Here is a 26,603-nt window from a genome sequence, read left to right on the forward strand (position 1 = left end):
ACGGGATTGCGTGCAGGGCCGCGCTCAGTTCAGATACGCGCAGGTGGCGCGCGGCACGAAGGTGCCGTGGCCGGCGTGGCCGAGGTACTCGCCGCCGTCGACGACCACAGCACCGCGCGACAGGACCGTCCGGGCGCGGCCGGTGACCTGGCGACCCTCGTACGCGGAGTAGTCGACGTTCATGTGGTGGGTCGCCGCCGACATGGTGTAGCGGTCGTGCGGGTCGAAGACCACGATGTCCGCGTCCGCGCCGGGCGCGATGGTGCCCTTGCGCGGGTAGAGGCCGAACATCCGGGCGGGCGTGGCGCAGGCCAGCTCGATCCAGCGACGGCGCGAGATGTGCCCGTCCAGGTGGGCCTGGTGCAGCAGGTCCATCCGGTTCTCCACGCCCGGCAGTCCGTTGGGGATCTTCGAGAAGTCCCCGCGGCCGAGGTCCTTCTGGCCGACGAAGCAGAACGGACAGTGGTCGGTGGAGACCACGGACAGGTCGTTGGTCCGCAGCCCGCGCCAGAGTGCGGCCTGGTGTTCCCTGGGCCGCAGCGGCGTGGAGCACACGTACTTGGCGCCCTCGAAGTCCGGCTCGGCCAGGTTGTCCGTGGACAGGAACAGGTACTGCGGGCAGGTCTCACCGAAGACGTTCAGCCCCAGGTCGCGGGCCTGCGCGAGCTCGGCGACGGCCTGCTCGGCGGAGACGTGGACGACGTACAGCGGGGATCCGGCCACCCGGGCGAGCTGGATCGCCCGGTGCGTCGCCTCGGCCTCCAGCAGCTCGCGCCGCACCTCGCCGTGGTAGCGCGGGTCGGTGTGCCGGGCGGCGAGGGCCTGCTCGACCAGGACGTCGATGGCGATGCCGTTCTCCGCGTGCATCATGATCAGCCCGCCGTTGCCGGCGGAGCGCTGCATGGCGCGCAGGATGCGGCCGTCGTCGCTGTAGAAGACGCCGGGGTAGGCCATGAACAGCTTGAAGCTGGTCACGCCCTCCTCGACAAGGAGGTCCATCTCCTTCAGCGACTGCTCGGTGACATCCGACATGATCATGTGGAAGCCGTAGTCGATCGCACAGTTGCCCTGCGCCTTCGCGTGCCAGGCGTCCAGGCCCTCGCGCAGGCTGTGGCCGACGCTCTGCACGGCGAAGTCCACGATCGTGGTCGTGCCGCCGAAGGCGGCCGCCCGGGTGCCGGTCTCGAAGGTGTCGGAGGCGAAGGTGCCGCCGAAGGGCAGCTCCATGTGCGTGTGCGCGTCCACCCCACCGGGGATCACGTAGCAGTCGGTGGCGTCGATCGTCCGGTCCGCCCGCCAGGCCTGGGCCTCCGGACTCCCCGTCGCCGCGAGGGCGACCACGCGCTCTCCGTCGATCAGCACGTCGGCGTGGAGCTCGTCGGCGGCGGTGATCACCAACCCGTTGCGGATGACGGTCCGTCCGTGCGTCACAGTGCCTCCTCGATCGCCCACAGCTCCTTCTGCGCCCGGTCGAGCGCCTGCACCAGCAGCTCCGCGCCCTGCTCGGCCTCGTCGACGGTCAGCGACATCGGCGGCGCGATGCGCAGGGCGTTGCCGAGCGGGCCGCCCTTGCCGATGAGCAGACCCAGGTCGCGGGCGTGTTCGAGCGCCATCGCCGCGGCGGCCGCGCTGGGCTCGCCCGCGCGGTCCACCAGTTCGACGCCGAGCATCAGACCGCGCCCGCGCACCTCGCGGACGACCGGCAGATGCCGCGCCCCGGCCTCGAGCCGCTCGCGCAGCACCGCGCCGACGCGCCGGGCGTTGCCCTGCAGGTCGTGTTCCAGCAGGTGCCGCAGGTTGGCCAGCGCCCCGGCCGTGGTGACGGGGCTGCCGCCGAAGGTGGAGATGGAGTTCGCGCCGAGGGAGTCCATCAGCTCGGCGCGGGCCACGACGCCGCCGATGGACAGGCCGTTGCCGAGGCCCTTGGCGAAGGTCAGCGCGTCCGGCGGCCCGGCCTCCGCGTGGGCCTGCCAGCCCCAGAAGTGGTCGCCCGTGCGGCCCCAGCCGGTCTGCACCTCGTCGCTGATCCACAGGATGCCGTGCCGGTCCAGCACCCGCTTGAACGCGGCGAACAGCCCGTCCGGTCCGTGGGTGAACCCGCCGACGCCCTGGATCGGCTCGGCGATCAGCGCGGCGACGGGGCCGCCGACCTGGCCGAGCATGTCCTCCAGGTCGGCGGTGCAGGCCTCGACGAACGCGGCGTCGTCCAGGTGCGCGAACGGCCCGCGCGTGCGGATCGAACCGTGCACGTAGAGAGTCTGCAACGGCGAGAAGCTGGTCGGCGACCAGGAGCTGTTGCCGGTGATGCCGATGGTGGAGAAGGAACGCCCGTGGTAGCTGTTGCGCATCGCCAGCACCTGGTTGGAGCGCCGGTAGCCGGTGGCGAGCAGCAGCGCCGCGTCGTTGGCCTCGGTCCCGGAGGTGGTGAAGAAGACCTTGGCGTCCGGGATGCCGGAGAGCTCGGCGATCTGCTCGGCGAGCTCGACCATGGGCGAGGAGAGGTAGAGCGTCGAGGTGTGCAGGATCCGCCCGGCCTGGTCGGCGACGGCCTTGGTCACCTCGGGCAGCGCGTGAGCCGTCATCGTGGTGAGGATGCCGCCGAAGAAGTCCAGGTAGCGGCGGCCGTCGGAGCCGTACACGTGCCGGCCCTCGCCGTGCGTCAGCTCCAGCGGCTCGCGGTAGTACAGCGCCAGCCAGGACGGGGTGACCGCCCGGTGCCGGTCGAGCAGGCTCTTGGCCTCGTGGGCGGTGTCGTCGGTCGTGTCGTCGGTCATCACCACTCAGGCCTCCGTCAGCGGGCCGTAGGCGTCGGGGCGGCGGTCGCGGTAGAAGGCCCACTGGTTGCGGACCTGCTCGATCAGTCCGAAGTCGAGGTCCCGGACCACGAGCTCCTCCTCCTTGTCGGAGGCGACCTCACCGACGAACTGGCCGCGCGGGTCCACGAAGTAGCTGGTCCCGTAGAAGTCGTCGTCGCCGTACTCCTCCACCCCGACGCGGTTGATCGCGGCAATGAAGTACTCGTTGGCCACGGCCGCGGCCGGCTGCTCCAGCTGCCACAGGTACGCGGAGAGCCCGCGGCTGGTGGCGGACGGGTTGTAGACGATCTCGGCCCCGGCGAGGCCGAGCGCGCGCCAGCCCTCGGGGAAGTGGCGGTCGTAGCAGATGTACACCCCGACCCGGCCGACGGCCGTGTCGAACACCGGCCAGCCGAGGTTGCCGGGGCGGAAGTAGTACTTCTCCCAGAACCCGTGGACCTGCGGGATGTGGTGCTTGCGGTACTTACCGAGGTAGCTGCCGTCGGCGTCGATCACGGCGGCGGTGTTGTAGTAGAAGCCCGACTGCTCCACCTCGTACACGGGCACGACCATCACCATGTTCAGCTCGCGCGCGAGCTCGCGCATCCGCGTCACGGTGGGCCCGTCCGGCACGGGTTCCGCCCACCGGTAGTGCTCGGGTTCCTGCACCTGGCAGAAGTAGGGGGCGTTGAACACCTCCTGAAACCCGATCACCTGCGCACCCTGTGCGGCCGCGTCCCGCGCGTACCGCTCGTGCACTTCGATCATGGACTCGGTATCCCCGGTCCACTTCGCCTGCACGAGTGCCGCGCGCACCACGCGCGGCACTCCCTGCATGGACCCTTGCATCGACCTGCTGACGGATTCCGACATGTGCGGCGCCTCGCCTTCAGCGTGGATCTACGTGCGTAGAAGCATGGTCGTTCCCGACCTTGATGGCAATATGTCGGGCATACCACAACCCTGGCGGTTCTTCCCTGCTCAGGGGCGTGTCGCACCCTCCGTGGTCAGCAAACGGTCAGCACGGGTCGCGGAGGGGTCCCACAGATGGCTGCAAAGTCCCTGGCCCACGGCATGGGGAAGTTCTTCAAGGGCTGCAACATCGAAGCGGCGGCCTCCGTGTCGCTGGGACACTGGCTCGTCGCGATCATGTTCGGAGTCAGCGGCCTGGCCGTCCCGGCACTGGCTGGTCGGGCACTCCACGGCGAACCGCGCCGCAAGAGCCGACCGTCAGCCTCCCGGGGGCCAAGCGCCCAGACCCCCAAGTGAGATCACTGCACCAACGGCGTGGTCCCCGCCCTCAACCCCCATCCGGACGTCGATTCCGGCCTGGTGACTGGCCACCGGGAGCTGTGCCGCACTGGGCTGGCTGACGGCCGTGACCTGGAACGTCGCGGTTCCTCCGGCAGGACGACGGTCAAGGACCCACCCGGTGGCGATGGCGTGCCCGTGATCGGCCCGATCGCGGGCACGGCCGGCGGGCCGAGGTCCCGCTCTGCGTCAGCCGGGGCGCTTGGCTCTCAGACGCCTGGGGTACCTTCGGCCAGCAACTCGGCGACGATCGCAATGCCGAGGGCGTAGCCAGGCGCACCTGAGGTGATCAAGGCCGTCTCGGCGACGCCGACGAGCTCGGCGAGGTCGGCGCCGACGTGGAGCGCGCCGCGCGCGTGCAGCCGGGCCGAGCCCTCGCGTCCGAGCGCGAGCAACTGACCGAAGTGGACCAGCTGCTGGACGCGGTCGCCCAACGGACTGTCGTGCAGCACGGTGTGCCGCAGCGCCATGAAGTGTTCCTCGGTCTCCAGGCGACCGAACGTGTCGGCCACCGTCAGCCGCTCCTCCGCGCCCTTCGGCACCGCGCCGAAGGTCACCCGGAATCGGTCGCGCAGCGCTTCCAGCCGCTCAGCTGCGGCTGCGGCATCGCCGCTCACCGCGCGGCCCGCACGATCGACGCGCGCACGGCGTCGAGCGCGCCATCGGGGAAGTCGACGGCCCCGCCCAGCGCGGCAGCGGCGATCTCGGCCTCGGCGCTCTCCTCGATCGCCATCACGAGCAGGGCGGCCGCGGCCGGGTCGGGCCCGAACACCAGCAGACCGTGGTTGGCCAGCAGCACCGCCGACGTGGTCGGGTGGGAGTGCAGGGCCTCGGTGATGCCGCTGATCGCGGCGTCGGAGCCGCGCGGCGCCCAGGGCACCACGGGCACGGGCTCCGCCTGCCCGAAGCGCAGCATCGGCTCGGTCCGGCACGGCAGCGGGCGGTGCGCCGCGGCGAACGCGGTGGCCGCGGGCGAGTGGGTGTGGATCACCGCGCCGACGGGCGGTCGTTCCCGGTAGACGATGCCGTGCATCGCCACGATCTCAGCGGCCGACGTCTGCAACTTCCCCTCAAGGACCTGCCCCTCGCGGTCCACGACCGCGACCTGCTCGGGCCGCAGGCCGCGCACGAAGCCCGGCGTCAGCAGGAACCGGTCCTCGTCGAGGCGGGCGCTGAGGTTGGCGTGCCCGGAGTGGGCCATCACCCCGGCCTCGAACAACTGCCGGACGGCCTCGACGATCTGACCGGCCCGCGCCACGCGGGTCCCGGCGTGGCTATCGGCCTCGAACTCAGTGGTCACCATGGTCTCCCTGGCTCGGTCGGCGGCTCGGATCGCCGCCGCATCGTTCGGAGTCCATCGGACAACTTAAACTCAGGTTCAAGTCAAACGCCCATGCCAGGAGGACGCACGTGCGCATGACGATCGGCCGGCTCGCCGCGATCACCGGGGTACCGGCGTCGGCGATCCGCTACTGGGAGCGGCACGGCCTGCTGCCGGAGCCCGAGCGCCGCAGCGGCAAGCGGCGCTACCCGCCGGAGGCCGCCGAGCGGATCATCCTGCTGCGCAAGTGCCAGCGAGCCGGGCTGACCCTGGCCGAGATCGGCGAGTTCCAGCAGGAGAAGGCACGCCGCGAGGAGATGGTCCGCGCCAAGATCACCGAGGTCGACCAACGCCTGGTCGACCTCGGCCACGCCCGCCAGTTCCTCGTCCACGCCCTCGAATGCAGCAAGCCGGACATCCTGGCCTGCCCCACGTTCGCGCAGCAGATGGAGGCCTGGCAGGCGCAGACCACCGACCCCGGGCCTTGACCCCGCCAGCCTCGGACGCTTCGGGCAAGCAGTCGGCGGACGTCATGGCTTCCGCCGCCCGCACCTCAGTCCCGGATGCCCACACCTGTTCCCCATCCCCGGGCCGCCACCGCCGCATCGACGCGGGACGACATGACCTGTTCGCTGCGTGCGTGGACGCCCACCCTGCCCGGACCTGGAGCTGGTCGACCAGAGGGTCGCTGACCGCCTTTCATGCCGGCGACAGGCCTGGTCATCGACCACGGCACCGATGCGCTGTGTACTCACAGGTCGAGAGCCAGCGGCAGGCGTTCCATCGCCAGACTCGTCAAACGCAGGTCAGGAACAGGGCTACTTGGACGGCAGGCCCGACGCGAACGAGCAGCCCTGGTCGATCCAGTCTGCAAGGGCGTCGTCCTCGGACAACGCGGGCGCCTCCACGACGACCCAGCCGCGCATCGGGCGCCCGGTGAAGTCGAACAGCCGCGTCCCGGTCCGCGCCAGGGCCGCATCGGTGGAGTCGGGGCCCACCCTGACGATCATCTCGTCGCCGATCACGCCTACGGCCAGGTTGCCCCTGTAAAGGAAGGACAACCCGCCGAACATCCGCTTCTCGGTGACGGCCGGATCCGTCCCAAGTCGGGCACGGATTCGCTCCGCCAGTCCTTCGTCGAAGGCCATCGGTGTCCTCTCACTCCCACTCATGTCGCGCCTGGTGCAACGGGCCCCGAAGATCCCGAGCAACGGTGAGCGCACATTGCGCCCCCGCACTCCAGCGTCCGTCGGCAACACCCAGCTCGCACGTCGTCCCCGCACCCGATGGCGTCTCAATCTGGCGGCACCGTGTCAGCCCGCACAGCCGAGCCGGCCCGGTCAGGCATGCTGACGTTCAGGGCTCACTGAAGCCTCGCCGATGAGCGTCAGCGCTCTTCCGGTCTGACGCTCCGTTGGGTCGCTGGGAGCCGAAGTTCCTGGGGGGATCCCCGCGGGACTGGGCTACTCGGTCACTACGTTGAATGCCTCGTAGATCGTCGGTTGGCCCATGGGCATTCCGGCGGCCCGCATCAGCGGGGCGAGTTTCTCTCCGAATTTCTGGAACGCCTCTTCGGACTCCCAGACGTCCGTCACGATCCACCCCGTGGGGCTGGGCCCGGCGGCGTGGGAGATCAGGCCGGGCACCGGCCAGTCGTTTCGCTTCCGCACCAGGCCGCGTCCGCCGGTCATCTCGTTGGTGACCTGCTCATATTGCGCCTGGGTCCCGCCGGGGATGTCGAAGACGATGATGATTGCCATGATTAAAATCCACTTCGATGGTGTGCCGCGACTGGGCTTTGCGTAACTCAGTGGATCAGGGCACGGATCAGGTCGCTCGGACGACGCGGCCATTCGGCCGCGCCTTTTCAGGCGATGCCCGGCGCGTGACCCGTCAGGCCGCTCGCGAGCAGGCCCTCGGGTGAATCCCGGGCTCGCGTTGCGTCTCCCTGTCCGGTGACGTCGGCCACCTTCCGGCGGCAAAGGTGACGGATTGTCAGGCTGGTGACGCCACGGCAGACCAGACGGGCTCCTGTGGCCCGTTCCTGCCGCTCATGAGTCGTGCGAAGATCACGACTTGGCAGTCGCATCGGGGAGTAGGGGACTTGGGTACCTGGGGGGTCTGGCGCCACCGTTCGAACTGAGCGCGTGGTTCGGGTGGCGGTCGGTACTGATGGAGCCGGACGGGCTGGTCTGGCCGGAGCCGGGACAACGGGTCCACATCCCGTACGAGGAGCTCGCCGGGGTCTTCGTGGAGCGGCGGCTGCGAATCGAGGTGGGCGCCGGGCAGTCCCACGGCCGCATGGACTTCCAGATCGGTGGCCCGGGAGCGAAGATCCAGGCGTTCGCGGACGACCGACGAGCCGGACGAGTCGCAGGCCTTTCTGGACTACGGCACCGAGCACAGCCTCGCGTTCATCCTGCAGCCCCACCGCCACCGGCGCCCTTGCTGCGGCCGAGCCAGGGGCACGTAATCTCGTCTGCGCCGCCCACTGTCACGGGCCCCGAGGTCAGGTCACGACCTCGGGACCCGGATGTCACTGACCCTGCTCCGTCACAGGCGGCCTACGGCGGCCAGCGACGGCAACGCTACTCCCGGCGAGCAGGTAGACGATGGACTCGATGGCCTTGCTCTGCTCGATGCCGAAGTCCGGGTGGACCAGGTAGAGCACGATCACGACCACGATGACCACCGTCGGCCACGACGGCGGGAGCAACTGGGTCTCGGGCTTTGCCTTCACGGTTCTCCTTCAACGCACTCACGGATGTGTGGTGGGTTGTCGGGGCCGCTCCGGTGCAGCTCGGTCGATCTCCAGCGGTATCCGCGAGATCAGACGAGACCGGCCCCGACTCGATGTAGATCTTCGGCCCAACGGGGGGTGCTCGGCCGAAGATCAAGAGAGGGGAGCCGATGACGACCAGTCAACGGGATCTGCCCTTTCTGATCGGTGCCAAGCCCGACGGAGACCACGTCACGCATCACCGTGCGCAGCGACCCTCACCGGGCTCGAACTCGGATGTGACCACTCGATTCTTCTCCATCCAACCGGCCGAAGTGTCAACTTCCGCCAGTTCGCTCGAGAGACTTCATCCGCCGCCCAGGACCGGGACGGCTCCACCAGGCGAGGCCACGCAGGATCATCCGACTCGGACGCTACTGAGCTTGAACCCGTGATGTCGGCTGCCTTCGGGTCATGACCGGAGATCTGGGTGGATGAGTGAGCCCTACCAAGCCGGGCGTGGATCCTGGCGCTCGGTGCGGAATCCGGGCGGAATGGTCGTTTCCGTTCGCCACAGCAGGCCCGGGTCAGCTGGGTACTCCTCAGTGGTCGGCGCTGGAGGGTGTAGACGCCTATGGCCAGGAAGTGGCACCTCGGTCAGCACGCCCTCTTGGATCATCCACAGCCCAAAGCAGTCATCTTCCTCGTCATGGATGAGTACCTGCACGCTCGCAGGTTCCGGCCACGCCAGCGACTCCAGCTGTCGAAACAGGCCGGATCGCGGACGTACATGGTTGAACTCGATCACCCACCCGTCGACAACCGGGTGGAGCCGCTCGAAGCGGCCATGCCAGGCACGCGAGTCATCCGGCCGTGTCAGGGGTTCCATCACCTCGTCCGCGTACCGTGCCAGCACGATGACCTCAGCGATTCTGCTCATGCCGAAGTATCTGCGCACTCCGTGGGTCGGCGACAATCGAATTCCAGGTCCGACCGAGGTGACGGTGCATCTTTGACCGCTCACGGTGCGGTGGATCGGACTCGGCTTCGCCTTCAGCGAGCTCTACTCCGTGCTCACCCGGGCCTGGCAGGCCCGGCCCGGCATCAGCCCGGCGATCAGCAGAACGTCTTGACCCTCATCCGGATGAGCGCGCAGTTCGCGCCCCCGGCACGCTGGGCCGCGTGGTTCGTGCGGCTGGCCGTCAGGTCTGACCACCAGGCCACTCAAAGCAGCAAGGCCGCTCGCAGGAACAAGGTGCCGGTGGCCCTGTCGACCTGTCAGGCGCCCAGGCGCGCCTGCGGTCGACACCATATGGATTGTGCTCGAATTGAATGGTGGGCCAGGTGGATTCCGGAAAGGGAAATCATGGTCGAGCATGCGACGGAGACCACGACCGCTCCCGATGAAGGCTCCGGCGAGTGGATCGCACCCCCGGATGCCAAGTGGGCGGAGTTCGAGGTGTGTGGCGGTCAAGGCGGCCACGGGGTTGACACCTCTGGCTCGGCGGGCTGGGGCGGTGGCGTCAAGGCGGTCGTGCCGGTCCGGCCGGGCGACCGCCTGACCCCCGTCGTGGCCCGCTGGAACAACGGCCGGGCAGGGGGGCACGGGTATACCAACGGCGGCAACGGCGGTGACAACGCCAGTGGCAGCACCGGACACGGTGGTGGGGGTGGTGGCGGGTCTTCGGCCGTGTTGCGCAACGGCGAGCCGGTCATCGTGGCCGGTGGGGGCGGTGGTGCGGGCGGCGGCGGTCTCACTGCGAAAGGCGGTGGCGGAGGGGACGGCGGCGATCCGCCCAAGGCCGGCACCAGTGGGCAGACGATGCCCGACGGGCAGGGCGGCGTCGGCGGGCCCGGGGCGCCGACGCGATGGAAGCAGCAAAACGGCAGAAGCGGCGAGGGCGCCAGCAAACTCGGAGCCGGTGGCGGAGGCGGTGGCGGCGCCGGCTACGCCCCGGACGGCCACGGCGGAGGGGGCGGGGGCGATGCCGGCACCTACAGCTCAGCCGGAGGCGGAGGGGGCGCAGGCGCCTCCTGGGTCGTCGACGGTGCCTCTAAAAAGATCACCAAGGCCTGGCACGGAGAAAGCGGAAGCGTGAAGTTCATCGCGTGGCACAAGTAGCGCCGGGCAGACCCTGACGCTCACCGCGTTCCCTTCCCGCCTGTGAGTGCTTGGCCGTTGGGGCAGACCGGGCGGACCGCAAAGCGCCCGCGTGCCCGAGGTGAGCACGGGGCCCTGGTGCTTGGGCGCTGTCGGTGGGTCAGCCGGAGTTGGTCTCCCGGCCGTCCGAAGCAGTGCTGCACCCGTCGGTGAGGTGGGCGCCGACGACGGCGAGCCGGACCCGAGGGGTGAGCAGCCGGGCGATCCGGGCGAGTCGCTCGCCGGTGTGGGCAGGGGCCGATGGATCTCGGCCGCGGCCGCAAGGCTGCAGCCCGGCGCGGAAGAGCAAGATCCCCACGGGCACTGATTGCCAAGGTGTTGGCTTCGTCGGGCGGAGCAGACCGACAAGTCGGCAGGCGCGGCAGAGCGGGCGCCCCCGTCGAGGACCGTCGCGGATCAGTCACGCTACCGCCGGTCGGGAGGGCTGAGTCTTCTCCTCTGCCCGCGCTGGGTTGTTACAGCCACCCTCGGCGGATCGCCTGGGCGCCGGCCTGGAAGCGGCTGGTGGCGCCGAGGCGGGCCAGCAGGTCCGTGATCCGGCGTCGCAACGTGCGCTCGCTGACGCCCAGTTGGCGGCCGATCGCGTCGTCCTTCAGGCCCGCGTGCAGCAGGTGCAGCAGCGCGCGCTCGGCCTCGGTGAGATCGGGATGCGCCTCGGCCGTCTCGTGTGCATCGGCGGAGAAGACGGGGGTGGCCTGCTGCCAGCTCGCCTCGAAGAGTTCGACGAGGGCGTCGCACAGCCGGGAGCGGTGCACCAGGGCCGCGATGCTGCGCGTTCCCGCGCTGCTGGTGCTGAGGGGGATGACCGCGTCGCGGCGGTCGATGACGACCATCTTCAGCGGGACGCGCGGCAGCACGCGGGAGAGTTCACCGGCGACGACGAGGTCGCGCAGCAGCGCCGCACGCTCGGGGATCGCCAGGACCTCGCTCGCGTACACCGCGCGCACCCGGACGCCGCGGGCCAGCAGTTCGCGCTCGACGCGCGAGGCGGTGGCGTCCGGGGTGACATAGGGCGGGGTGTCGAAGGCGAGGACCTCCTCCTTCGCCCCGGCGAGCAGTTCGGCCAGGCTCGCCGTGATCGCCGCCGGTCCCTCGACGACCTCCACCAGGCGCAGCGGGTCGCTGCGCAGCATGCGCTCGTGGTACTCGGCGGCGTAGGTCTCCACCGCCGCAGCCGTGCGCTCCAGTTCCAGGCGCTTGGCGTGGATCAGGGTCGTCAGACCCACCCGCGGGTCGACCGCGTGGTACCGGCCCGGGCGCCCGGCCTCGACGAAGGCGAGGTCGAGGGCGAGGAGCGCGTCGAGCGCGCGGCGGACCCGCTGCTCGCCGACACCGAGCAGCGCGGCCAACTCCGCCACGCCGGTCGGCGAGTGCGCCACGAGGCACCGGTAGACCTCCTCCACCTGGTCGTCCAGCCCCACCGAACCCAGCATCGCGGCACCCGTTCCTCTGACCATGCGTCCACCCTCGCGGACCGAACCCCGCGATCCTATGGCCGGGACCGGCAGCTGACCGGTTCCGGCCGTCACCAGACCTCCCGGAGCCGCTCGGATCGCTGGGAGAGTGCAACAACTCCGCGCGGCGTCGCTCCGAGTCCGACTCGGCGTGGCCGCCGACGCGGTCCGACGAGGCCGCGCCTCCTGAGACGAAGTGACGGACACCCATGACATCTGGAAGGGGCATACGCTCCGGTGCGGTCGCCACCGTGCTGGCAGTGGCCGCCGCCTTGCTCAGCTCACCGCTGGCCCACGCCGGCGGCCAGCCGAGCCGGAAGGACATCCGCCTGAACGCCGTGGCGCTGGCCAAGCTGAGCCAGCGTTACGAGAACCGGACCGACGGCACCGCCGGGCAGGTCGCCGCGGAGGAGGGCAAGGCGACCGCCGCGCCCGCGCTCCCGAGTGCGACGCCGGGCACCAAGCCGTCCTCCGGTGCCCACACCGCCGGCGCGGCGGGCGGCTCGTCCGCCTCCGCCACCGGGCCCGGCTTTCAGCAGACCGGCCAGTGGGAGACCGCACGCGGCTTCGCCGAGACCACCGCCCTCCCCGGCACCCGCGACTGGGTCGGCGTCTTCTCGGGCGGCACGGTGGGCCGCTACGACGCCCACGGCGACCGGATCTGGAACCGCCCCGCCACCTCGCTCATCAAGGACTGGCAGGTCACCGCCCAGAACTGGTACCAGCCCTACCCGTACACCCCGAACCTCTACGTCGGCTACAACCCCTACGAGATGTCCACCACCGGACAGCACCCGTACGTCACCGGCGACTTCAACCACGACGGCGTCGACGACGTGGTCGTGGCCTACGCGGTGGGCGACCAGCCCGCCCGGCCGTTCACCTCGCCCGGCTCGCAGCTGAACTACGGCACCTTCCTGACCGTCCTGGACGGCCGCACCGGAAAGACCGTCTGGAGCAAGCTCGTTCCGGGCTACGTCGGCACCATGCTGGTCCAGAGCGGCAAGCTGATCGTCGCCGAGTCGACCGGCCCGCAGTGGAGTGTCGACCCCGTCGCCCAGCAGGGCGACAGCCGCAGCAATCTGACGGCCTACAGCTTCACGCCGAGGAGCGACGGCACCCTCGTCGGCACCACCGACTGGACCTACTCGACCAAGGCCCCCTGGGCCAACTGGGGCGACGTCGAGCCGACCGGCCACGACCAGATCGCCGCGACCTGGTCCGACACCCCGCTCGGTCTCGGCGACCCGCGTCCGGCCGACGGCAACGTGCTGCTCATCGACACCGCCGACGGCGCGGTCACCATGCACGCCAAGACCCCGGGCTACCCGCGCATGGTGGCAGAGGACCCGTCCAGCGACAGGGTTCTGGTCGTCGAGCAGAACGACCCCTTCGACGCGGTGCGTTGGGACCTGACCGCCTTCGAACCGCGCAGCGGCGCGCGCAGCGTGATCGCCGAGCGCGACGGCAGCGTCCCGGAGGCCCTCGCCGTCAACCCGGCGGCGAAGGGCGGCCAGGCCGTCTACGCCGTGGCCGAGCTCGGCATCAACGCGGACCTGAGTGACGGCCAGAGCACCGTCTCCGGATGGGACGCCAAGGGACGGACCCTCTGGACGTACACCACCGCATCGACCGTCGGCGGCCCGAACGCGCCCACCCTGGCGCTGGCGTACCGGACCGGCGGCCACGGTGAGGTCGTCGCCTCGGTCTCCGACCCTGGCAACCCGACCGCGAGCCTGCCCGACGGCCCGGAGCACACCCAGCTGATCGGCTTCGACGCGCGCGACGGCCGCATCGACTGGCGGAACCAGGGCGCGCTCTCCGGCGACACCCTGACGCCCTACCGGAACGGCCTGCTGACGGTCGGCTACGACGACACCGCCTACAGCGTCGACCCGACCACCGGCCGTTCCGCCGCGATGCCACTGGCCGGTGACCCCTACGCCGCCGCCACCGTCGACCTCGGCGGCCGACAGGAGCTGATCACCGGCGGCCAGAGCCGCGGTCTGTTCGGCCTCGACGCGCGCACGCTGAAGAACCCGACGCCGACCGTGCTGTGGCACGCCACGCTGGACGGGTCGGTGCACGCGATCAAGGCGCTGCCGGGCGGCCGCCAGGTCGTCGTCGGCACGGACGACGGCTTCTCGGTCGTGGACGCGCGCACCGGTACGGTGCTGCGCACCGTCCGCACCGGCGGCTTCGTCGCCTCGCTCACCGTCACCGGTGACGGCCACGGCGGCACCGAGATCGTCGTCCCCGGCGGCAGCCTCACCGCCTACCGTCCCGACGGCCGCGTGCTGTGGACCTACCGGCCCACCGGCACGGCGGGCAAGAGCCTGGTCTTCTCCAGCGTCACCACCGACAGCACGGGCCACCTGCTGCTGGAGTACGGCGGCGCCGAGACCTCCGGCCTGCTGACCGCCGCCAGCGACCCGGCGCCCACCGCCGTCAGCCTGGACCCGGCCACCGGCGCTCCGGTCTGGACCGAGACCACGAACGACCCGGGCGCGGCCACCATCGTGCCGACCAACCCGGCGCTGGCCTCCGCCGACATCCCCGGCGGCGACGGCCACGGCGTGGCCTTCGCCTTCGACGGCACGTTCAGCACCAGCGCGCACCTGGTCCAGATCCTCGATTCCCGCACGGGAGCGGTGATCAGCACCCACGAGACCGTCGGTTCCAACACCTTCCTGGGCTTCGCGGCGTCGAAGGCGGACGGCCTGGTCGAGCTGCGCACCTTCGACATGACGGACTACCCCGCGGACGGCAGCGCGCCCTTCGACGTGCCGACCTTCCTCGGCTTCCACTCCGGGACCTTCGCCACCACGCCGTCCGGCACCTCCGCCTTCGTCGGCGCCTACACCAGCCTCTTCTCCTACAACACCCCGTTCCCCTCGGGCCAGGACTCCCTCAAGGAGAGCGCGACCGCCTTCGGACTGGGCGCCGGCCAGGTGCAGGCCGTCGACCTGAACGACGGCAAGGGCAGCGACGTCCTCGGCCTGCCGGTCGACTGGCGGGCGCTGGACATCTCGCTCCAGGCAATCGGCGGCGACACCTTCGAGCCCGACTACTACCCACACGGCGTCAGCACCTTCAAGTTCGCCGACAACGTGCCGTCCGGCATCCCGGTCCCGCCGACCACCGGAGGGACGACCGCAGGCGCCGACACCACCTCCGCCGGGACGGTCGCAGCACAGCAGGAGCTGCTCTACCCCGCGCCCGCGCAGGCGTCGACCTCCGGCGTCGTCGGCCGGAGCAGCGCAGGCCCCCTGAAGGACCAGGGGATGCCGGTGGGCACCGCGGCGCTCCCGATCGAGGTCACCTCCAGCACCCCGACCGCCGAGCCGCTCTCCTCCCCCGCCGACAACGCCACCGAAGTCACCCGCGGCTACACCCCGCAGCAGATCCAGACCCGTCTCGGCCTCAAGGGCGACGGCACCGGCCAGACCATCGCCATCGTCGACGCCTACGACTACCCGACCGCCGAGGCGGACCTCAACCACTTCTCGGCCCACTTCAACCTGCCACCCACCTGCGACACGGTGAGCTCGGGCACCGACTGCTTCACCTTCAAGCAGCAGTACGCGGACGGCACGCAGCCGGAGGGCAACACCGGCTGGAACGAGGAGGAGGCCCTCGACATCGAGTGGGCGCACTCCGTCGCCCCGCACGCCACGATCGTCCTGGTCGAGGCCGCCGACCCCTCCATGGCGGGCTTGGAGCGCGCGGACGACGCCGCGGCGGCGCTGCACCCGACCGCGGTCAGCAACAGCTGGGGCTCCGGCGAGTTCTCCGAGGAGGGCTTCTACGACGGCCACTGCAAGCTCGCCGACTCGGTCTGCGTGCAGTCCACGGGCGACAACGGCTACCCCTCGGGTTACTCCGCCACCAACCCGTACGCCCTCGCCATCGGCGGCACCAGTCTCCAACTGGACTCCGCGGGCAACACGTTGAGCGAGACGGCCTGGCGCAGCACGGGCGGCGGGCTCAGTTACTTCGAGCCGCGCCCCGCGTACCAGGACGGCGTCCAGTCCTCGTCCTACCGCGCCACGCCGGACGTCAGCATGGTCGCCGACCCCGCCACCGGCGTCCCGGTCTACCTGACCCTGACCACCGCGAGCGGCAACCGCTCGCTGTGGCTCGAGGTCGGCGGCACCAGCCTGGCCGCGCCGATCTGGGGGGCGATCATCACCGACGCCGACCAGCTCCGCGCCATCGTCGGCAAGCCCCACCTCGCCTCGGCCGGCCCGGACGGCGACACCGCGCACGCGGACGTCTACGCCCTCGGCAGCCACTACCTGAGCGACATCATCTCCGGCTCCAACGGCCTGTGCGGCACGGAGTGCACGGCCGGTCCCGGCTACGACACCGTCACCGGCCTCGGCTCCCCGACCAGTGGCGTCGACGCGGCGCTGGCGGCCATGAAGTGACAGCTGGTCAGTCGCGCTGACCAGCCAGACCGCCGTGGGGCCCGACGCAGAGAACGCATCGGGCCCCACGCCCGTGGACCAGCCTCGAAGGAGGGTCAGAGCCGCGGCGATGGAGCGCCTGAGGATCGCTTCGCCGGCCCGAGGGCTCCGGCCGCCGCTTGCATACCTTCAGCTCGACGCGGGTCAGTCGAAGACCGCGTCCGCGACGAAGAACACCAGCAACGCACCGGTCAACCACGGAAACCCGACGCCGGGATGAGTGCACCGCGCGGACAACCCGCGAACAGTTCTGCGCGCACCCGTTCCGGTCCTGGCCGGCGAGGCGGACAATGTGTCCGTCCGCGGTCCGTCCCAGGGCGGGGAGGTCCAGGTGGCTGCATCCACGAGAAGTGGCGTCATCGGCCGGGGTGAGCCGGGATGACCCGCCGGCTGCCGTCACTGCGCCGCAGAGGTGCGGCCTCACCGGAGGAGCCGGGGCCCGGCGAGACTCCGGCTTTCGAGCCCGCCGCGCCGATGCCGTCGGCCCCGTCGACCCCGTTGGCATCCACACCCGCACCGGTGGTCCAACTGCGCCAGGTGGTGAAGACCTATGGCACGGGGGACGCCGCAGTGCACGCCCTGACCGGCCCGTTGGACGCGGAGGGGCGGGCGCTCGGCCTCGACCTCACCATCCAGGCCGGGGACTTCGTGGCCGTCATGGACAGCTCCGGCTCGGGCAAGTCGACCCTGATGAACATCGTGGGCTGCCTGGACGCCCCGACGTCGGGGCGGTACCTGCTGGACGGCATCGATGTCGGGAACATGGACGAGCACCAGCTCTCGCTGGTGCGCAACCGCAAGGTCGGATTCGTCTTCCAGTCCTTCAACCTGGTGCCGCGGATGACGGTGGTCGACCAGGTCGAGTTGCCTCTGACCTACGCCGGCGTGAGGCCGGCGGAGCGCCGCCGACGCGTGCTGGCAGCCGTCGGCCTGGTCGGGCTGATGGACCGTGCGGAGCACCTGCCCCATGAACTGTCGGGCGGTCAGCAACAGCGGGTCGCCGTGGCCCGCGCGCTGGTGATGTCCCCCTCGATGCTGCTGGCGGACGAACCCACGGGAAACCTCGACAGCCAGAGCACCATCGAACTGATGTCCATCATCGACCGGTTGAACGCCGCACGACGCACTGTGGTGCTGATCACCCACGAGGACGAGGTTGCCCGGCATGCCAAGCGGGTGGTCCGCCTGGTGGACGGGCGCATCGTCTCCGACGTCCGACAGGCGCCGCTGGACGGGCTTCCCCCGGCCCTTGCCGACCCGGAGGGCTTCGCGGGGCATTCACACCGCCAAGCGGTCCGCGACACCGGAGTGTCGGCGACAGGAACACTGGCCGACGGTACAGCCTGATCGGGGCGTCAGTCTGCGTCGACAGCCGTGACCTGGGCCCGGACGGCCGAGGACGCGCAGGCGCCTCCCTCGGCGGAGGTCGGTGTGCGCGGCCGGTCGCGGTCACCCCGCGGGTTGCCGCCCGGCATGCGGCGGGGTGGGCGCCGGACCACGCACGGTGCGGCCCGGCGCGGGCTTGCGCAGCTCCAGGTCGGGGGTGCTCAGTCGGCGCGGAGGCCGGCCGCGTCGAGCAGGGTCTGCGCCGTGCTCGTGGCCAGGCCGTCGAGACCGCGCGCCTGGACGACGCCCCAGGCGCCCGAGCCGTCGAAGACGACGGTCAACTGCCGGGCCAGCAGCGCGGGGTCGTGCGCGTGGCCGCGCTCGGCCTCGCGTTGGAAGAACGCGGTGAGCCGGTCCTTCTGATGGCGCGCCACCTCGCTCGCCGGGTGCCGCGGCGACTTGAGCTCCATGGCCGCCGAGACGTAGGGGCAGCCGCGGTACTGCGGGTCCTCGGCGATCTGCTCCAAGGCGTGGAAGACGTGCAGGATCCGCTCGCGCGCAGGGCGCTCGTCGTCGGGCGGCAGCAGCGCGTTGGTGTAGTCGGTCGCTTTACGCCGCAGGCTGGCCGCGACGACCTCGTCCTTGCTGTCGAAGTGCAGGTACATGGAGCGCTTCGAGATGCCGGCGGCGCGGCAGAGCGCGTCGACGCCCACGTGGACGCCCTCTTGGTAGAAGAGCTCCGCGGCCGCGTCGAGGAGGCGCTCGCGGGCTGAGAGGGCGGGGGCGGCGGTCGGGGTCGTCATGGCTTCAGGGTACGTCGTCACCCACGGCCGTGAAACCGATCGGTTTCCGCTCGTCGGGAGGGGGAACGGACCGGAGCGCGGCCCCGACCGCGGACGGCTTGCGACTCCCGCTTGATCGATGGAAACAGATCGGTTTACTCTGAGGGGAAACCGATCTGTTTACCCAGGGGAGAGCAAGATGACCCAGATCAAGGACGCGGTGGCTCTGGTCACGGGCGGAAGCCGCGGCATCGGCAAGGCCTTCGTGGAGGAGCTCTACGCCCGCGGCGCGGCGAAGGTGTACGCCACCGCCCGCGACCCGCGGGCCGTCACCCACCCCGACGCCGTGCCACTGGCCCTCGAAGTCACCGACCCCGCCTCGGTCACCGCGGCGGCGGCGCAGGCCAAGGACGTGACGATCCTGATCAACAACGCGGGCACGGCTTCCCACGCCCACTTCCTCGACTCCCCCATCGAGGACATCCGCCGGGACTTCGAGGCCAACTTCTACGGGCCGCTGCACATGACCCGGGCCCTGGCACCCGCGATCGAGGCGAACGGCGGCGGGCACATCCTCACCGTCCACTCCGTGCTGTCGTGGATCGGCCTCGCAGACTCCTACAGCGCCTCCAAGGCCGCCGTGTGGTCCCAGAGCAACTCCATGCGGCTTCACCTGCAGCCGCGCGGCATCACCGTCACCGGGCTCCACGTCGGCTACGTCGACACCGACATGACCGCCGGCGTCGACGCCCCGAAGGTCCGGCCCCAGGACGTCGCGGCGCTGGGGGTCGACGGCATCGAGACCGGCGCGTACGAGGTCCTCGTCGACGACCTCTCCCGGCAGGTCAAGGCCGGCCTGTCGAGGGACGTCTCCGTGCTCTACCCGCAGTTGGCCGGATAGCCTGCGCCGGCGCTGACACGACCCGCCTCCGCGGGCCCGCGGCCAGGCCACCCCGACCGCACGACAGCGCGACAGCGCGGCCGGTCCAAAGCCGCCAGCCGGCGGGCTGCGGGCCGCCTCCCCACCACGCTCTCGGTCGGCGATCAGTCGGCGATCCTGGCGTGCATCTCCCAGACCAGGATCTCCGCGGGCTCGACCGCGGTGACCCTCTGCCCTCCCGTCGCCGTGAAGCGCACCGCGTCACCGGCGCTCAGCGGTCCAACGCCTTCCAGGGCGACGTCACCACGGGGAACGAACAGGTGGAGGAAGGGCGCGTCGGGCAGTTCGATGCTCTGGCCGGGCCGCAGGCGGGCGGCATGCAAGGCCGCGTAGCGGTTCTTGATGCGGATGGCGGAGGCGCCGTCGTGCTTGTCCATGCCGGACGCGACGGGGACCAGACCCCCGGACATCAGCTCGTGGTCGATCTCGAGCTGTTCGTAGCCCGGCACGATGCCGGCCTCGTCGGGGACGACCCACATCTGGACGAAGTGCACCGGCTCGGTGTGCGCGTCGCCGCCGTTCAGGCGCCAGGAGTCGTTCTTCTCCGAGTGCAGGATGCCGGTACCGGCACTCATCCGCTGCGCCAGCCCGGGATAGATCACGCCGGAGTGGCCGGTGGAGTCCTGGTGCACCAGCGATCCCTGCATCACCCAGGTGACGATCTCCATGTCGCGGTGAGGGTGGGTCTCGAAGCCGCTGCCCGGGCGGACGAGGTCGTCGTTGTTGACCAGCAGCAGCCCGTGGTGGGTGTTGGCGGGGTCGAACCGGTCGCCGAAGGAGAAGGAGTGCTTGGAGTCCAGCCAGCTGATCTGCGTCCGAGAGCGGTCGCCGGCACGGCGGACGTCGACCTGAGGCCTCATGTTGGCGGTGCTCACTGTGATGGTCCCTTCAGATTCCCTGTCACGCTTCGTGCCTTGCTCAGCGTAGTTGATGCTTCAACTATTCCGGAGGGCCCGGATCGCCCGCGCGCCACCACGGAAGGGAATACACGCAGGCGTGGCTCCGGTTGCTGGAAGACATCGGATGGATTCTCCGGAGGCGTCACCTGCGCGAGCAGCGGCACGCGATGCGGCAGCGGCCGGGGGTCGTCCTCGGCGAGCGGGCGCGGAGTTGGTTGCGATGAGCCTCTTGGGACCTGGAGTCACGTTCAGTCGCGTCGGCGCGCCCACGAGGGCGCGTCGAGGACTTCGGACCGGGCGGCGTCTGCTGGTCGCAGTCATCGCGGTGACGGCGGACGCGGCAGCCGCCTTGCTCCTCGCCGGCCACGGTATGGCCGTCACCTTCGTCGGCGTCGCCTCGGCGATCCTGGCCTGGGTACTGGCAGGACGTCTGACAAATTGGCAGCCGCGGTCCACCCGCGAGGCCTTCGAAGACTCGGAGCGACGATGAGCGCGATCGTGCGACCGCCGTCCTCCAGCGCAGTCACCCGTCCGCGCAAGGAACGCGCGACTCGTTCGGGTGGGCGGTGCACGCGGCGGGAGGGGCGGCATGCCGTCGAGCTTCTGGCCGTCTCGGCGCTCGGCCTGGTCCCGTGGACGGTCGTCCTGGGGCTGACGCTGCCCTCCGACTACCGCGTGCATGCGTGGAGCACCGCCTGGGTGGGCTTCGACGTGATGCTGCTGGGCGGCATGGCGACGACCGCCGTGCTCGGCCTGCTCCGCCGCCGGGCCGTCGTCATTCCCGCGCTGGTGACCGCTGTGCTGCTGGTGTGCGACGCCTGGTTCGACGTCTCCCTCGATCTCGGAACGTCCGGCGTGTGGACGTCCTCCGCACTGGCGGTGTTCGTCGAACTGCCGATGGCGGCGTTCCTCTTCCGCAAGGCCTACACCCTGCTGCGCCTGCAGTGGGGACCCCCGGAGCCGAAGCCGATCGTGGACGACGCCGCCGACTAAGGGAGCGAGCCCCCAAGCTGCCGACGCAGCACCGCATTCTCATGCCGTAGCACCAGCAGTTCAGCGTCCTTGGCCGTGGTGCGGCGCAGCAGGACGCCCGGCACGGACAGCATCACACGGGTGATGCGGTCCAGGATCGACACGATCACCCGCACAGCATCCCAGCCGCCGGCGAACGCCTCTCACGCAGGTCCCTGCCTGCAGCGATGACTTGACGAGCCCCACAGGCTCGTCCGGCCGCGTCACTCGCGACGGTCGACGAGCAGCACTTCGAACTCCTCCAGGGCGATGACGTTCATCGGGACGTCGGAAGTCGCCCGCGCCCTCGCGGCGGACTGCGCGCTGCGGGAGGCGGCCAGGGCGTCGCGGGTGGTCCACAGGGTGCCGACGGAGCCGATGCCGGTGCGACGGTCAGCGAGGAGCGCTGCCCCCGCGAAGCCGGGAGTGGTCTCGAACCCCGGCAGGGCTGCGGTCCGGAACAGCTCGGCCATCTGGTCCAGCCGGTCGGGTGGGATCTGGAAGCGCGCCAGACGGAAGCCGCCGCCCGCCTCGACCTGCGGGTTCGGCGTGTACGCAAGCGCCTCCAGCGTCATCACCGACAGCGAGGACGCGAAGGGCGCCAACAGCTCCGCGCGCCGCTGCTGGACCTGCTCGTTGCTGGAGTGCGCCGCTTCGACGCTGTCCCACCAGCTCCCCATGGTGATCTTGCCGAGCTCGCGGTCGGCGAACAGTCCGTAGCCCCGGTAGCCCGGCTCTTCGGACAGCAGCTTCACGGCCTCCACCAGCAGCCCGTCCAGAGCCTGGTCGATCTTTCCCGGATCGCCTGTCACGTAAGTCGTGCGTACATGCATGACCGGCCCCCAATCCTGTGTCGGCATTACTGCCTACGACGCTCCTCTTGCGAGGACCGCGTCGCAACCAGGTGCCGAGATGGGACCTCCCGGCCGGAGATGGGACTCGGTCCGGCTCCCGCGGTCGATGTTCCGTCTGCGAACGGAGCGGTGGCGGCAAGGGTCCGCTCGCCATACGCTCGATTCATGGCCAGTGCCTCGGGCCCGCCCAGGCGCACAGCGCACTGGACCCCGCGCCTGCGGCGGCGGCGTCGGGTCGGACTGATACTCCTGGTAACCGCAGCAGTCCTGGCGGCAGCAGCCCTGATTTTCATCCTGTCCTCCCTCGGCGGTTCGACCGCCACTCCCTCCCCCACGGTGTCACCGACAGCGACCGGCACCCTGCCTGGCGGCGCCTCGCCGCCAGCCGTGCCGGCACCTGCCCCCTCGGGTACGTTGGCGACGGTCGGCGCGACTGGAATCGGACTGACGGCGATCCTCGCGATCGTGACGGCCCTGGCGGCCCTTCTGACGGGAGTCGGCGGCCTGCTGGCCGCGTTGAGCTCCTACCGCAAGGCGCGCGCGCCGGTCGTCGCGGGTCCGCCGGGGCCCTACGCGCCCGGCCCGTGGAGCTCGGGGGGCCCGCCCGTCGAGTGCGCGGACGAGTTGCATTGGAGCAGCGCCGACGACGCGAAGAGCCCTTCGTCGGCGAGGCATTCGGGCCCCGTCCGTTCGAGACGCCGGCGGCGCCCGGCCGCACCACCTCGACATGTCGGGGACAGGGGGCCCAGGTGACGCCGGACAGCCCGCCGTGGCCGTCCGAAGCCGGGCGCTCAGACCAAGGTGCGACCCGGGGCCGGACGCCGGGACGGCCCTGCAGGTCGGGGGCCAGGAGCAGCGGATCTTGGACCTGCTCCTGGAACGAGTCGGCGGGTTTGGATCCCTGCGCTCCGGTGGCGGAGTGCGGACGGATTCGACTCGTGTCCTGGCCTTGGCAAGGGAGTTGAACCGGCTGGAGTTCGTGGTCGAGACGCTGCGGTGCGCCCTGGAAGCGCCGGCGGTGGCGGCCCCCCGACTGGCTGTGCTCCTGCCGGGTGGTGGACGAATCCTGGCAGGAGCGCTACTGACCACGCGCGGACACCTTCACCTCCCGAGACGGAAGGAGACCCGGGCCGAGCTGGGACAAACGGTCGGCATGGACGGATACGCGCTCTTGGAATCCGTCTATCACCGCCCGTAGGTCACGGATCGAGGCAGTCACTTCTTCGGCTTCTGATCACCCTCGACAACGACCAAGGAGCCGTCCGATTCGAAACGCAGAACCCGGGGTCCTCGTGGCTCCTCGGTTGCTTCATGCGACGGCCCAGGATGAAGCTGCTGCCAGCGCTGATTGAGGATGTCGATGGCGTCGTGGAGAGAACATCCCTGCAGCTCACGAATCGCCTTCACGGCGGAGATCATGCGCCCCTCCAGGATGTCCCGATCCACGCACTCCGGTAGCTCGGCCATGTTGTCTCCCGCCCTGTACGTACAGCAGGAAGGTACAGCCACCCTGGCGTTCGCAACCGGATCGCTTGCCTACCGCACTCAGGGAAGGGATGATCCTCCGCGGGCCGATCTAGGGGGCAGCCGTGTTCGTCGTTGTCCTGGGCAGCCTGCTCATCCTTCAAGCCGTGGTCTTGCGTGTGCTGGAGTGGACGAAGCTCCGAAACCGTGGTGGCACCCGTGACCCCCTGTATGTCGTGTGGGCCTGGTTTCCCCTCCTCCTGGGAAGTTCGATGCTGCTCAGCAACCTCCCGCGGCTTGTCGGCGCGCCCCACGGCGTCGTCGAGATCTGCGACCCACTGGGGGGTCTGCTGGCACTCATCGACGCCGTCTGGGCCTTTCGGGTGGCGCAGCATGCTCGGGCCCGCAAGGCTCGGTCCCATGCCGAGGCACAGCGTGGGTAACGGCCGTAGAGCCGTGCCCGATGCGTGCCCGTTGGGGCGGTAGCCGACGGGGAACTCCGGGGAGACAGGCCGGCTTCGGGGAGCCGCACATTCGGGCGAATGCCCAGATCAGCGATGCCATGTACGGTGCGCAGGTCCAGATTCCCACGCTCAGGTCTCGTCGCTGGCCGGACCATCAGAATCGAACTCGACCCTCAGGTCAGGTCGGTACTCCGAGCGGTACTGACCAAGTTGGGACCTGAGCATTGCGGCCCCGAGTGGGACCCTGGCCACGAGGTGATTCCATCCGACGAGGCGTAGGTGGCTCGGGATCTCAACCAGACCTTTCACGGCGTCCCAGAACGCATCCCAGTTCCGGCCGTAGAACGAGGGAAAGTCCAGTTGGAACGCGAGCAAGTCATGCAATTGGCGCTCGTCTTCAACGGCTCCGACATCAATCGTGATCACGTGCAGCATGCTCCCAGAACGGGCAGATTCGAGCCGTCCCTGGGCCATCGGGATCGATCGGCGATGACAAAGCGGTCAGCCTCTGACCTGTGGGGGACGGTTACCGACCAGGGCAGTCGCATCGAATTGCCAGTTCCTGCGCAACAAGCGCCAGGAGCAGGAGTGGGGGTCGCGAGGGACCCGCCTGGAGAAGCGATCCTGCGCCCCTCCGGCTACGCACCGGCGCCACGTGCTCGGCGCCCTGCGACCGGCTGACCGCTTCACCGGATCTATCCTGGAGCCATGGCCACGGTCGAACCGGGCACGGCGCCGGACTGGCGGGCCGAGGGCGTGCGGGTCGTGCCCGCCGACGCACTCGACTCGAACACCCCGCAGACGCCGGGGATGCATCGAGCTGCGGCGATCAATCAAGCTCGGGCGGGGGCGCAGAAGCTGTGGGCAGGGACCGTCACGATCCACCCAGGGGCGAGGACCGGGGCACACCACCACGGCGAACTGGAGAGCGTGATCTACGTGATCCGCGGTCGTGCCCGCATGCGGTGGGGAGTGAACCTGGAGTTCACGGCAGAGGGCGGCCCCGGCAGCTTCATCTTCGTGCCACCGTTTGTGCCGCACCAGGAGATCAACGCCCTCGATGACCAGCCTCTCGAATGCGTGGTGATCCGCAGCGGCCAGGAACCCGTCGTGGTCAACCTGGACATCACCGGGGTCGCCGAGCCCGTGACCGTTCCCTGGATCGATCCCACCCACCCCGCCAGCACGGATCCTTGATTGTGCCGCTCAAGCTGGCGAGACCTGCGAGTCCGGTGTCGACATGCGACGGCCAGGTCACCCGTGCTCGTCGGGGGTGGCCCGACGTGCCACCCCAAGACAACAGGGCTCTGGCATTTCAGACAGTAAGAAAGTAGAGGGCTGGTCAGCAAGACCACCCCAGGCTCTCAACTCGGGCTTGCCCGGACGCAACGCAACGACCTGCACCCGCCCGTCGCCAGTCAGAGGATGACGGCCTCAGGAATGGCGCGCCTCAGCCCCGCCGACCAGGTCGCCAGCAGGTTCGATCAGTGCGGCATGCCAACCCGGGTGGTTGGTCAGGCGGCTGGCGCGACGAGGTGGGAAATCCCGTGCGATCAGCCCTCCTCCGGAGCCAAGACGGGGGCTCACGGTGCCGGTGCGGGCTTTCGCGGTGCGGGTCCAGTCTTCCGTCTGGCGAGTCAGCCGGCGCAGGACGGAACGGGTGACCGCGAGGTCCTCCGGCGAGATGCCCGCACCTGTGGTCCTGTGCGCCGCGGCGGCCCGGGAGGCAATGGCCCCGAGCGCTTCGCGCCCGACATCGGTGAGGGCCAGCAGGGGTGAGGTGCGGTGGTCGGGGTTGTCCCGAAATTCCGCCAGGCCGTCGTGGACGAGGCCGGTGGCGATGCGCTGCACGCCCGGGCGGGCGACTCCGAGGCGGCGCGCGGCACTGGCCACGGACAGCGCCTCCTCGCTGACCACGCTCATCAGCTGCCAGCGGGCCCGTGTCTGCCCCTCCGCGCCCGCCAGGATCTCGCCCGCGCGGCGCAACGTGCCCGCAGCCTTGTTGCTGTTGCTGCCAGAGCGGATTGCGAGACGCTGAGAGAAGCACCGCCCTGCACCGCCCCGGCCCCGCGCGCGGGAATCCGGCCGACTGGGAGGACGTCCGCATGTCCGCCACCGACGAGTTGCTGAGGAACAACGAGGAATTCGCCGCTCACCCACCCGCACCGCTCGAGGCGTCGCCGGCCAAGCATGTCGCGGTCGTCGCCTGCATGGACTCCCGCATGGACACGTCCGCCGTTCTGGGCCTCCGCCCTGGTGAGGCCAACGTGATCCGCAACGCGGGCGGAGTGATCACCGACGACGTCATCCGTTCGCTGGCCATCAGCCAGCAGCAACTGGGGACCCGCGAGATTGTCCTGATCCACCACACGGACTGCGCCCTGCTCGACCTCGCTGACGACGCCTTCAAGCAGCGGGTCGAGGCCGAGTCCGGCAGCAGACCGGACTGGCCCGTGGAGGGTTTCCGCGATCTGGCGGTCGACGTCCACTGGTCCATCTTCCGTGTCAGGACCAGCACCTTCCTGGCCCACCGCGATGCGGTCCGCGGATTCATCTACGACGTCACCACCGGACGGCTCACCGAGGTGACCTAGAACGAGCAGGCAGAGCTGAGACTCAGACCTGGCGCATCG

The 26,603-nt window shown here is 70.3% G+C and carries 26 protein-coding genes; 9 read left to right on the forward strand and 17 right to left on the reverse strand.

What is annotated here, in order from left to right; genetic code table 11:
* Nucleotides 1-24 precede the first annotated feature (24 nt).
* The 3 genes from hydA to TR49_RS12455 are packed head-to-tail and all read right to left on the reverse strand — an operon-like array spanning nt 25 to nt 3,623.
* Complete coding sequence (gene hydA / locus TR49_RS12445) at nt 25-1,431, reverse strand: dihydropyrimidinase (protein WP_042380971.1); 1,407 nt, start codon at nt 1,429-1,431, stop codon at nt 25-27.
* Nucleotides 1,428-2,774, reverse strand: a complete 1,347-nt coding sequence (locus TR49_RS12450; RefSeq protein ID WP_042381232.1) for an aspartate aminotransferase family protein — start codon at nt 2,772-2,774, stop codon at nt 1,428-1,430. The genes hydA and TR49_RS12450 overlap by 4 nt, the downstream gene beginning before the upstream one ends.
* Nucleotides 2,775-2,780: 6 nt before the next feature.
* Complete coding sequence (locus TR49_RS12455; protein WP_152627241.1) at nt 2,781-3,623, reverse strand: nitrilase-related carbon-nitrogen hydrolase; 843 nt, start codon at nt 3,621-3,623, stop codon at nt 2,781-2,783.
* Between the two features lie 219 nt (nt 3,624-3,842).
* Between TR49_RS12455 and TR49_RS12460 the strand changes: the two genes are divergently transcribed.
* Nucleotides 3,843-4,064, forward strand: a complete 222-nt coding sequence (locus TR49_RS12460) for a hypothetical protein (RefSeq protein ID WP_042380975.1) — start codon at nt 3,843-3,845, stop codon at nt 4,062-4,064.
* 251 nt (nt 4,065-4,315) lie between these two features.
* On the opposite strand, the gene TR49_RS12465 is transcribed toward TR49_RS12460, so the two are convergent.
* Nucleotides 4,316-4,723: a carboxymuconolactone decarboxylase family protein gene (locus tag TR49_RS12465; protein WP_042380977.1), complete on the reverse strand. Its 408-nt coding sequence runs from the start codon at nt 4,721-4,723 to the stop codon at nt 4,316-4,318.
* Nucleotides 4,720-5,409: a class II aldolase/adducin family protein gene (locus TR49_RS12470; protein WP_042380979.1), complete on the reverse strand. Its 690-nt coding sequence runs from the start codon at nt 5,407-5,409 to the stop codon at nt 4,720-4,722. The genes TR49_RS12465 and TR49_RS12470 overlap by 4 nt, the downstream gene beginning before the upstream one ends.
* 113 nt (nt 5,410-5,522) lie before the next feature.
* Here TR49_RS12470 and TR49_RS12475 point away from each other — a divergent pair, with 113 nt between their 5' ends.
* A complete protein-coding gene (locus TR49_RS12475; RefSeq protein WP_042380982.1) occupies nt 5,523-5,915 on the forward strand; it encodes a MerR family transcriptional regulator in 393 nt (130 codons plus the stop codon).
* 330 nt (nt 5,916-6,245) lie between these two features.
* Here the strand turns inward: TR49_RS12475 and TR49_RS12480 are convergent, their stop codons facing one another.
* The 4 genes from TR49_RS12480 to TR49_RS12495 all read right to left on the reverse strand — a co-directional run bounded on the left by TR49_RS12480 (nt 6,246) and on the right by TR49_RS12495 (nt 9,086).
* Nucleotides 6,246-6,575, reverse strand: a complete 330-nt coding sequence (locus tag TR49_RS12480) for a TfoX/Sxy family protein (RefSeq protein WP_042380984.1) — start codon at nt 6,573-6,575, stop codon at nt 6,246-6,248.
* Between the two features lie 315 nt (nt 6,576-6,890).
* Complete coding sequence (locus TR49_RS12485) at nt 6,891-7,187, reverse strand: antibiotic biosynthesis monooxygenase family protein (RefSeq protein WP_042380987.1); 297 nt, start codon at nt 7,185-7,187, stop codon at nt 6,891-6,893.
* 776 nt (nt 7,188-7,963) lie between these two features.
* Nucleotides 7,964-8,167, reverse strand: coding sequence for a hypothetical protein (locus tag TR49_RS12490; protein ID WP_042380989.1), 204 nt, complete (start codon nt 8,165-8,167; stop codon nt 7,964-7,966).
* 484 nt (nt 8,168-8,651) lie between these two features.
* Entirely contained in the window at nt 8,652-9,086 is a 435-nt protein-coding gene (locus TR49_RS12495) for a hypothetical protein (RefSeq protein ID WP_042380992.1), read from the reverse strand.
* A 204-nt stretch (nt 9,087-9,290) separates the two neighbouring features.
* Between TR49_RS12495 and TR49_RS43770 the strand changes: the two genes are divergently transcribed.
* Nucleotides 9,291-10,268: a PE-PGRS family protein gene (locus tag TR49_RS43770; protein ID WP_160311587.1), complete on the forward strand. Its 978-nt coding sequence runs from the start codon at nt 9,291-9,293 to the stop codon at nt 10,266-10,268.
* A 494-nt stretch (nt 10,269-10,762) separates the two neighbouring features.
* On the opposite strand, the gene TR49_RS12505 is transcribed toward TR49_RS43770, so the two are convergent.
* Nucleotides 10,763-11,764 carry a helix-turn-helix domain-containing protein gene (locus TR49_RS12505; RefSeq protein ID WP_063770079.1) on the reverse strand — a complete coding sequence of 334 codons (1,002 nt, stop codon included), beginning with the start codon at nt 11,762-11,764 and terminating at the stop codon, nt 10,763-10,765.
* 206 nt (nt 11,765-11,970) lie between these two features.
* On the opposite strand from TR49_RS12505, the gene TR49_RS39915 reads away from it, so the two are divergent.
* A complete protein-coding gene (locus TR49_RS39915) occupies nt 11,971-16,191 on the forward strand; it encodes an outer membrane protein assembly factor BamB family protein (RefSeq protein WP_160311588.1) in 4,221 nt (1,406 codons plus the stop codon).
* A 417-nt stretch (nt 16,192-16,608) separates the two neighbouring features.
* Nucleotides 16,609-17,577, forward strand: coding sequence for an ABC transporter ATP-binding protein (locus tag TR49_RS12515; protein WP_236653338.1), 969 nt, complete (start codon nt 16,609-16,611; stop codon nt 17,575-17,577).
* 200 nt (nt 17,578-17,777) lie between these two features.
* Here TR49_RS12515 and TR49_RS12520 read toward each other — a convergent pair whose 3' ends face one another.
* The gene (locus TR49_RS12520; RefSeq protein ID WP_042380997.1) at nt 17,778-18,359 is read right to left on the reverse strand and encodes a TetR/AcrR family transcriptional regulator; all 582 of its coding nucleotides are present in this window, start codon (nt 18,357-18,359) and stop codon (nt 17,778-17,780) included.
* A gap of 178 nt (nt 18,360-18,537) precedes the next feature.
* Here TR49_RS12520 and TR49_RS12525 point away from each other — a divergent pair, with 178 nt between their 5' ends.
* Nucleotides 18,538-19,239: an SDR family oxidoreductase gene (locus TR49_RS12525; RefSeq protein WP_042380998.1), complete on the forward strand. Its 702-nt coding sequence runs from the start codon at nt 18,538-18,540 to the stop codon at nt 19,237-19,239.
* Between the two features lie 143 nt (nt 19,240-19,382).
* On the opposite strand, the gene TR49_RS12530 is transcribed toward TR49_RS12525, so the two are convergent.
* Complete coding sequence (locus tag TR49_RS12530) at nt 19,383-20,138, reverse strand: pirin family protein (RefSeq protein WP_152627221.1); 756 nt, start codon at nt 20,136-20,138, stop codon at nt 19,383-19,385.
* A gap of 525 nt (nt 20,139-20,663) precedes the next feature.
* Here TR49_RS12530 and TR49_RS12535 point away from each other — a divergent pair.
* The gene (locus TR49_RS12535; protein ID WP_174501570.1) at nt 20,664-21,170 is read left to right on the forward strand and encodes a hypothetical protein; all 507 of its coding nucleotides are present in this window, start codon (nt 20,664-20,666) and stop codon (nt 21,168-21,170) included.
* On the opposite strand, the gene TR49_RS41395 is transcribed toward TR49_RS12535, so the two are convergent.
* From TR49_RS41395 to TR49_RS12565, 4 genes are all read right to left on the reverse strand, one after another.
* A complete protein-coding gene (locus TR49_RS41395) occupies nt 21,167-21,319 on the reverse strand; it encodes a hypothetical protein (RefSeq protein ID WP_042381000.1) in 153 nt (50 codons plus the stop codon). The genes TR49_RS12535 and TR49_RS41395 overlap by 4 nt on opposite strands.
* 93 nt (nt 21,320-21,412) lie before the next feature.
* The gene (locus TR49_RS12545) at nt 21,413-22,048 is read right to left on the reverse strand and encodes an antibiotic biosynthesis monooxygenase (protein WP_152627222.1); all 636 of its coding nucleotides are present in this window, start codon (nt 22,046-22,048) and stop codon (nt 21,413-21,415) included.
* Nucleotides 22,049-23,257: 1,209 nt separating this feature from the next.
* A complete protein-coding gene (locus TR49_RS12555) occupies nt 23,258-23,509 on the reverse strand; it encodes a hypothetical protein (RefSeq protein ID WP_042381005.1) in 252 nt (83 codons plus the stop codon).
* A gap of 590 nt (nt 23,510-24,099) precedes the next feature.
* Nucleotides 24,100-24,396, reverse strand: coding sequence for a barstar family protein (locus tag TR49_RS12565; protein WP_052434271.1), 297 nt, complete (start codon nt 24,394-24,396; stop codon nt 24,100-24,102).
* A gap of 282 nt (nt 24,397-24,678) precedes the next feature.
* Here TR49_RS12565 and TR49_RS12570 point away from each other — a divergent pair, with 282 nt between their 5' ends.
* Nucleotides 24,679-25,167 (forward strand): cupin domain-containing protein, encoded by a 489-nt coding sequence (locus TR49_RS12570; RefSeq protein WP_042381008.1) that lies wholly within the window; start codon nt 24,679-24,681, stop codon nt 25,165-25,167.
* Nucleotides 25,168-25,404: 237 nt separating this feature from the next.
* Here the strand turns inward: TR49_RS12570 and TR49_RS40795 are convergent, their stop codons facing one another.
* Entirely contained in the window at nt 25,405-25,956 is a 552-nt protein-coding gene (locus TR49_RS40795; protein ID WP_063770080.1) for a MarR family winged helix-turn-helix transcriptional regulator, read from the reverse strand.
* 119 nt (nt 25,957-26,075) lie between these two features.
* Between TR49_RS40795 and TR49_RS12580 the strand changes: the two genes are divergently transcribed.
* The gene (locus TR49_RS12580) at nt 26,076-26,564 is read left to right on the forward strand and encodes a beta-class carbonic anhydrase (protein ID WP_042381009.1); all 489 of its coding nucleotides are present in this window, start codon (nt 26,076-26,078) and stop codon (nt 26,562-26,564) included.
* The last annotated feature ends 39 nt before the right edge of the window (nt 26,565-26,603 follow it).

It is taken from the genome of Streptacidiphilus melanogenes (assembly GCF_000787835.1).
In the GTDB taxonomy this organism is placed as follows: domain Bacteria; phylum Actinomycetota; class Actinomycetes; order Streptomycetales; family Streptomycetaceae; genus Streptacidiphilus; species Streptacidiphilus melanogenes.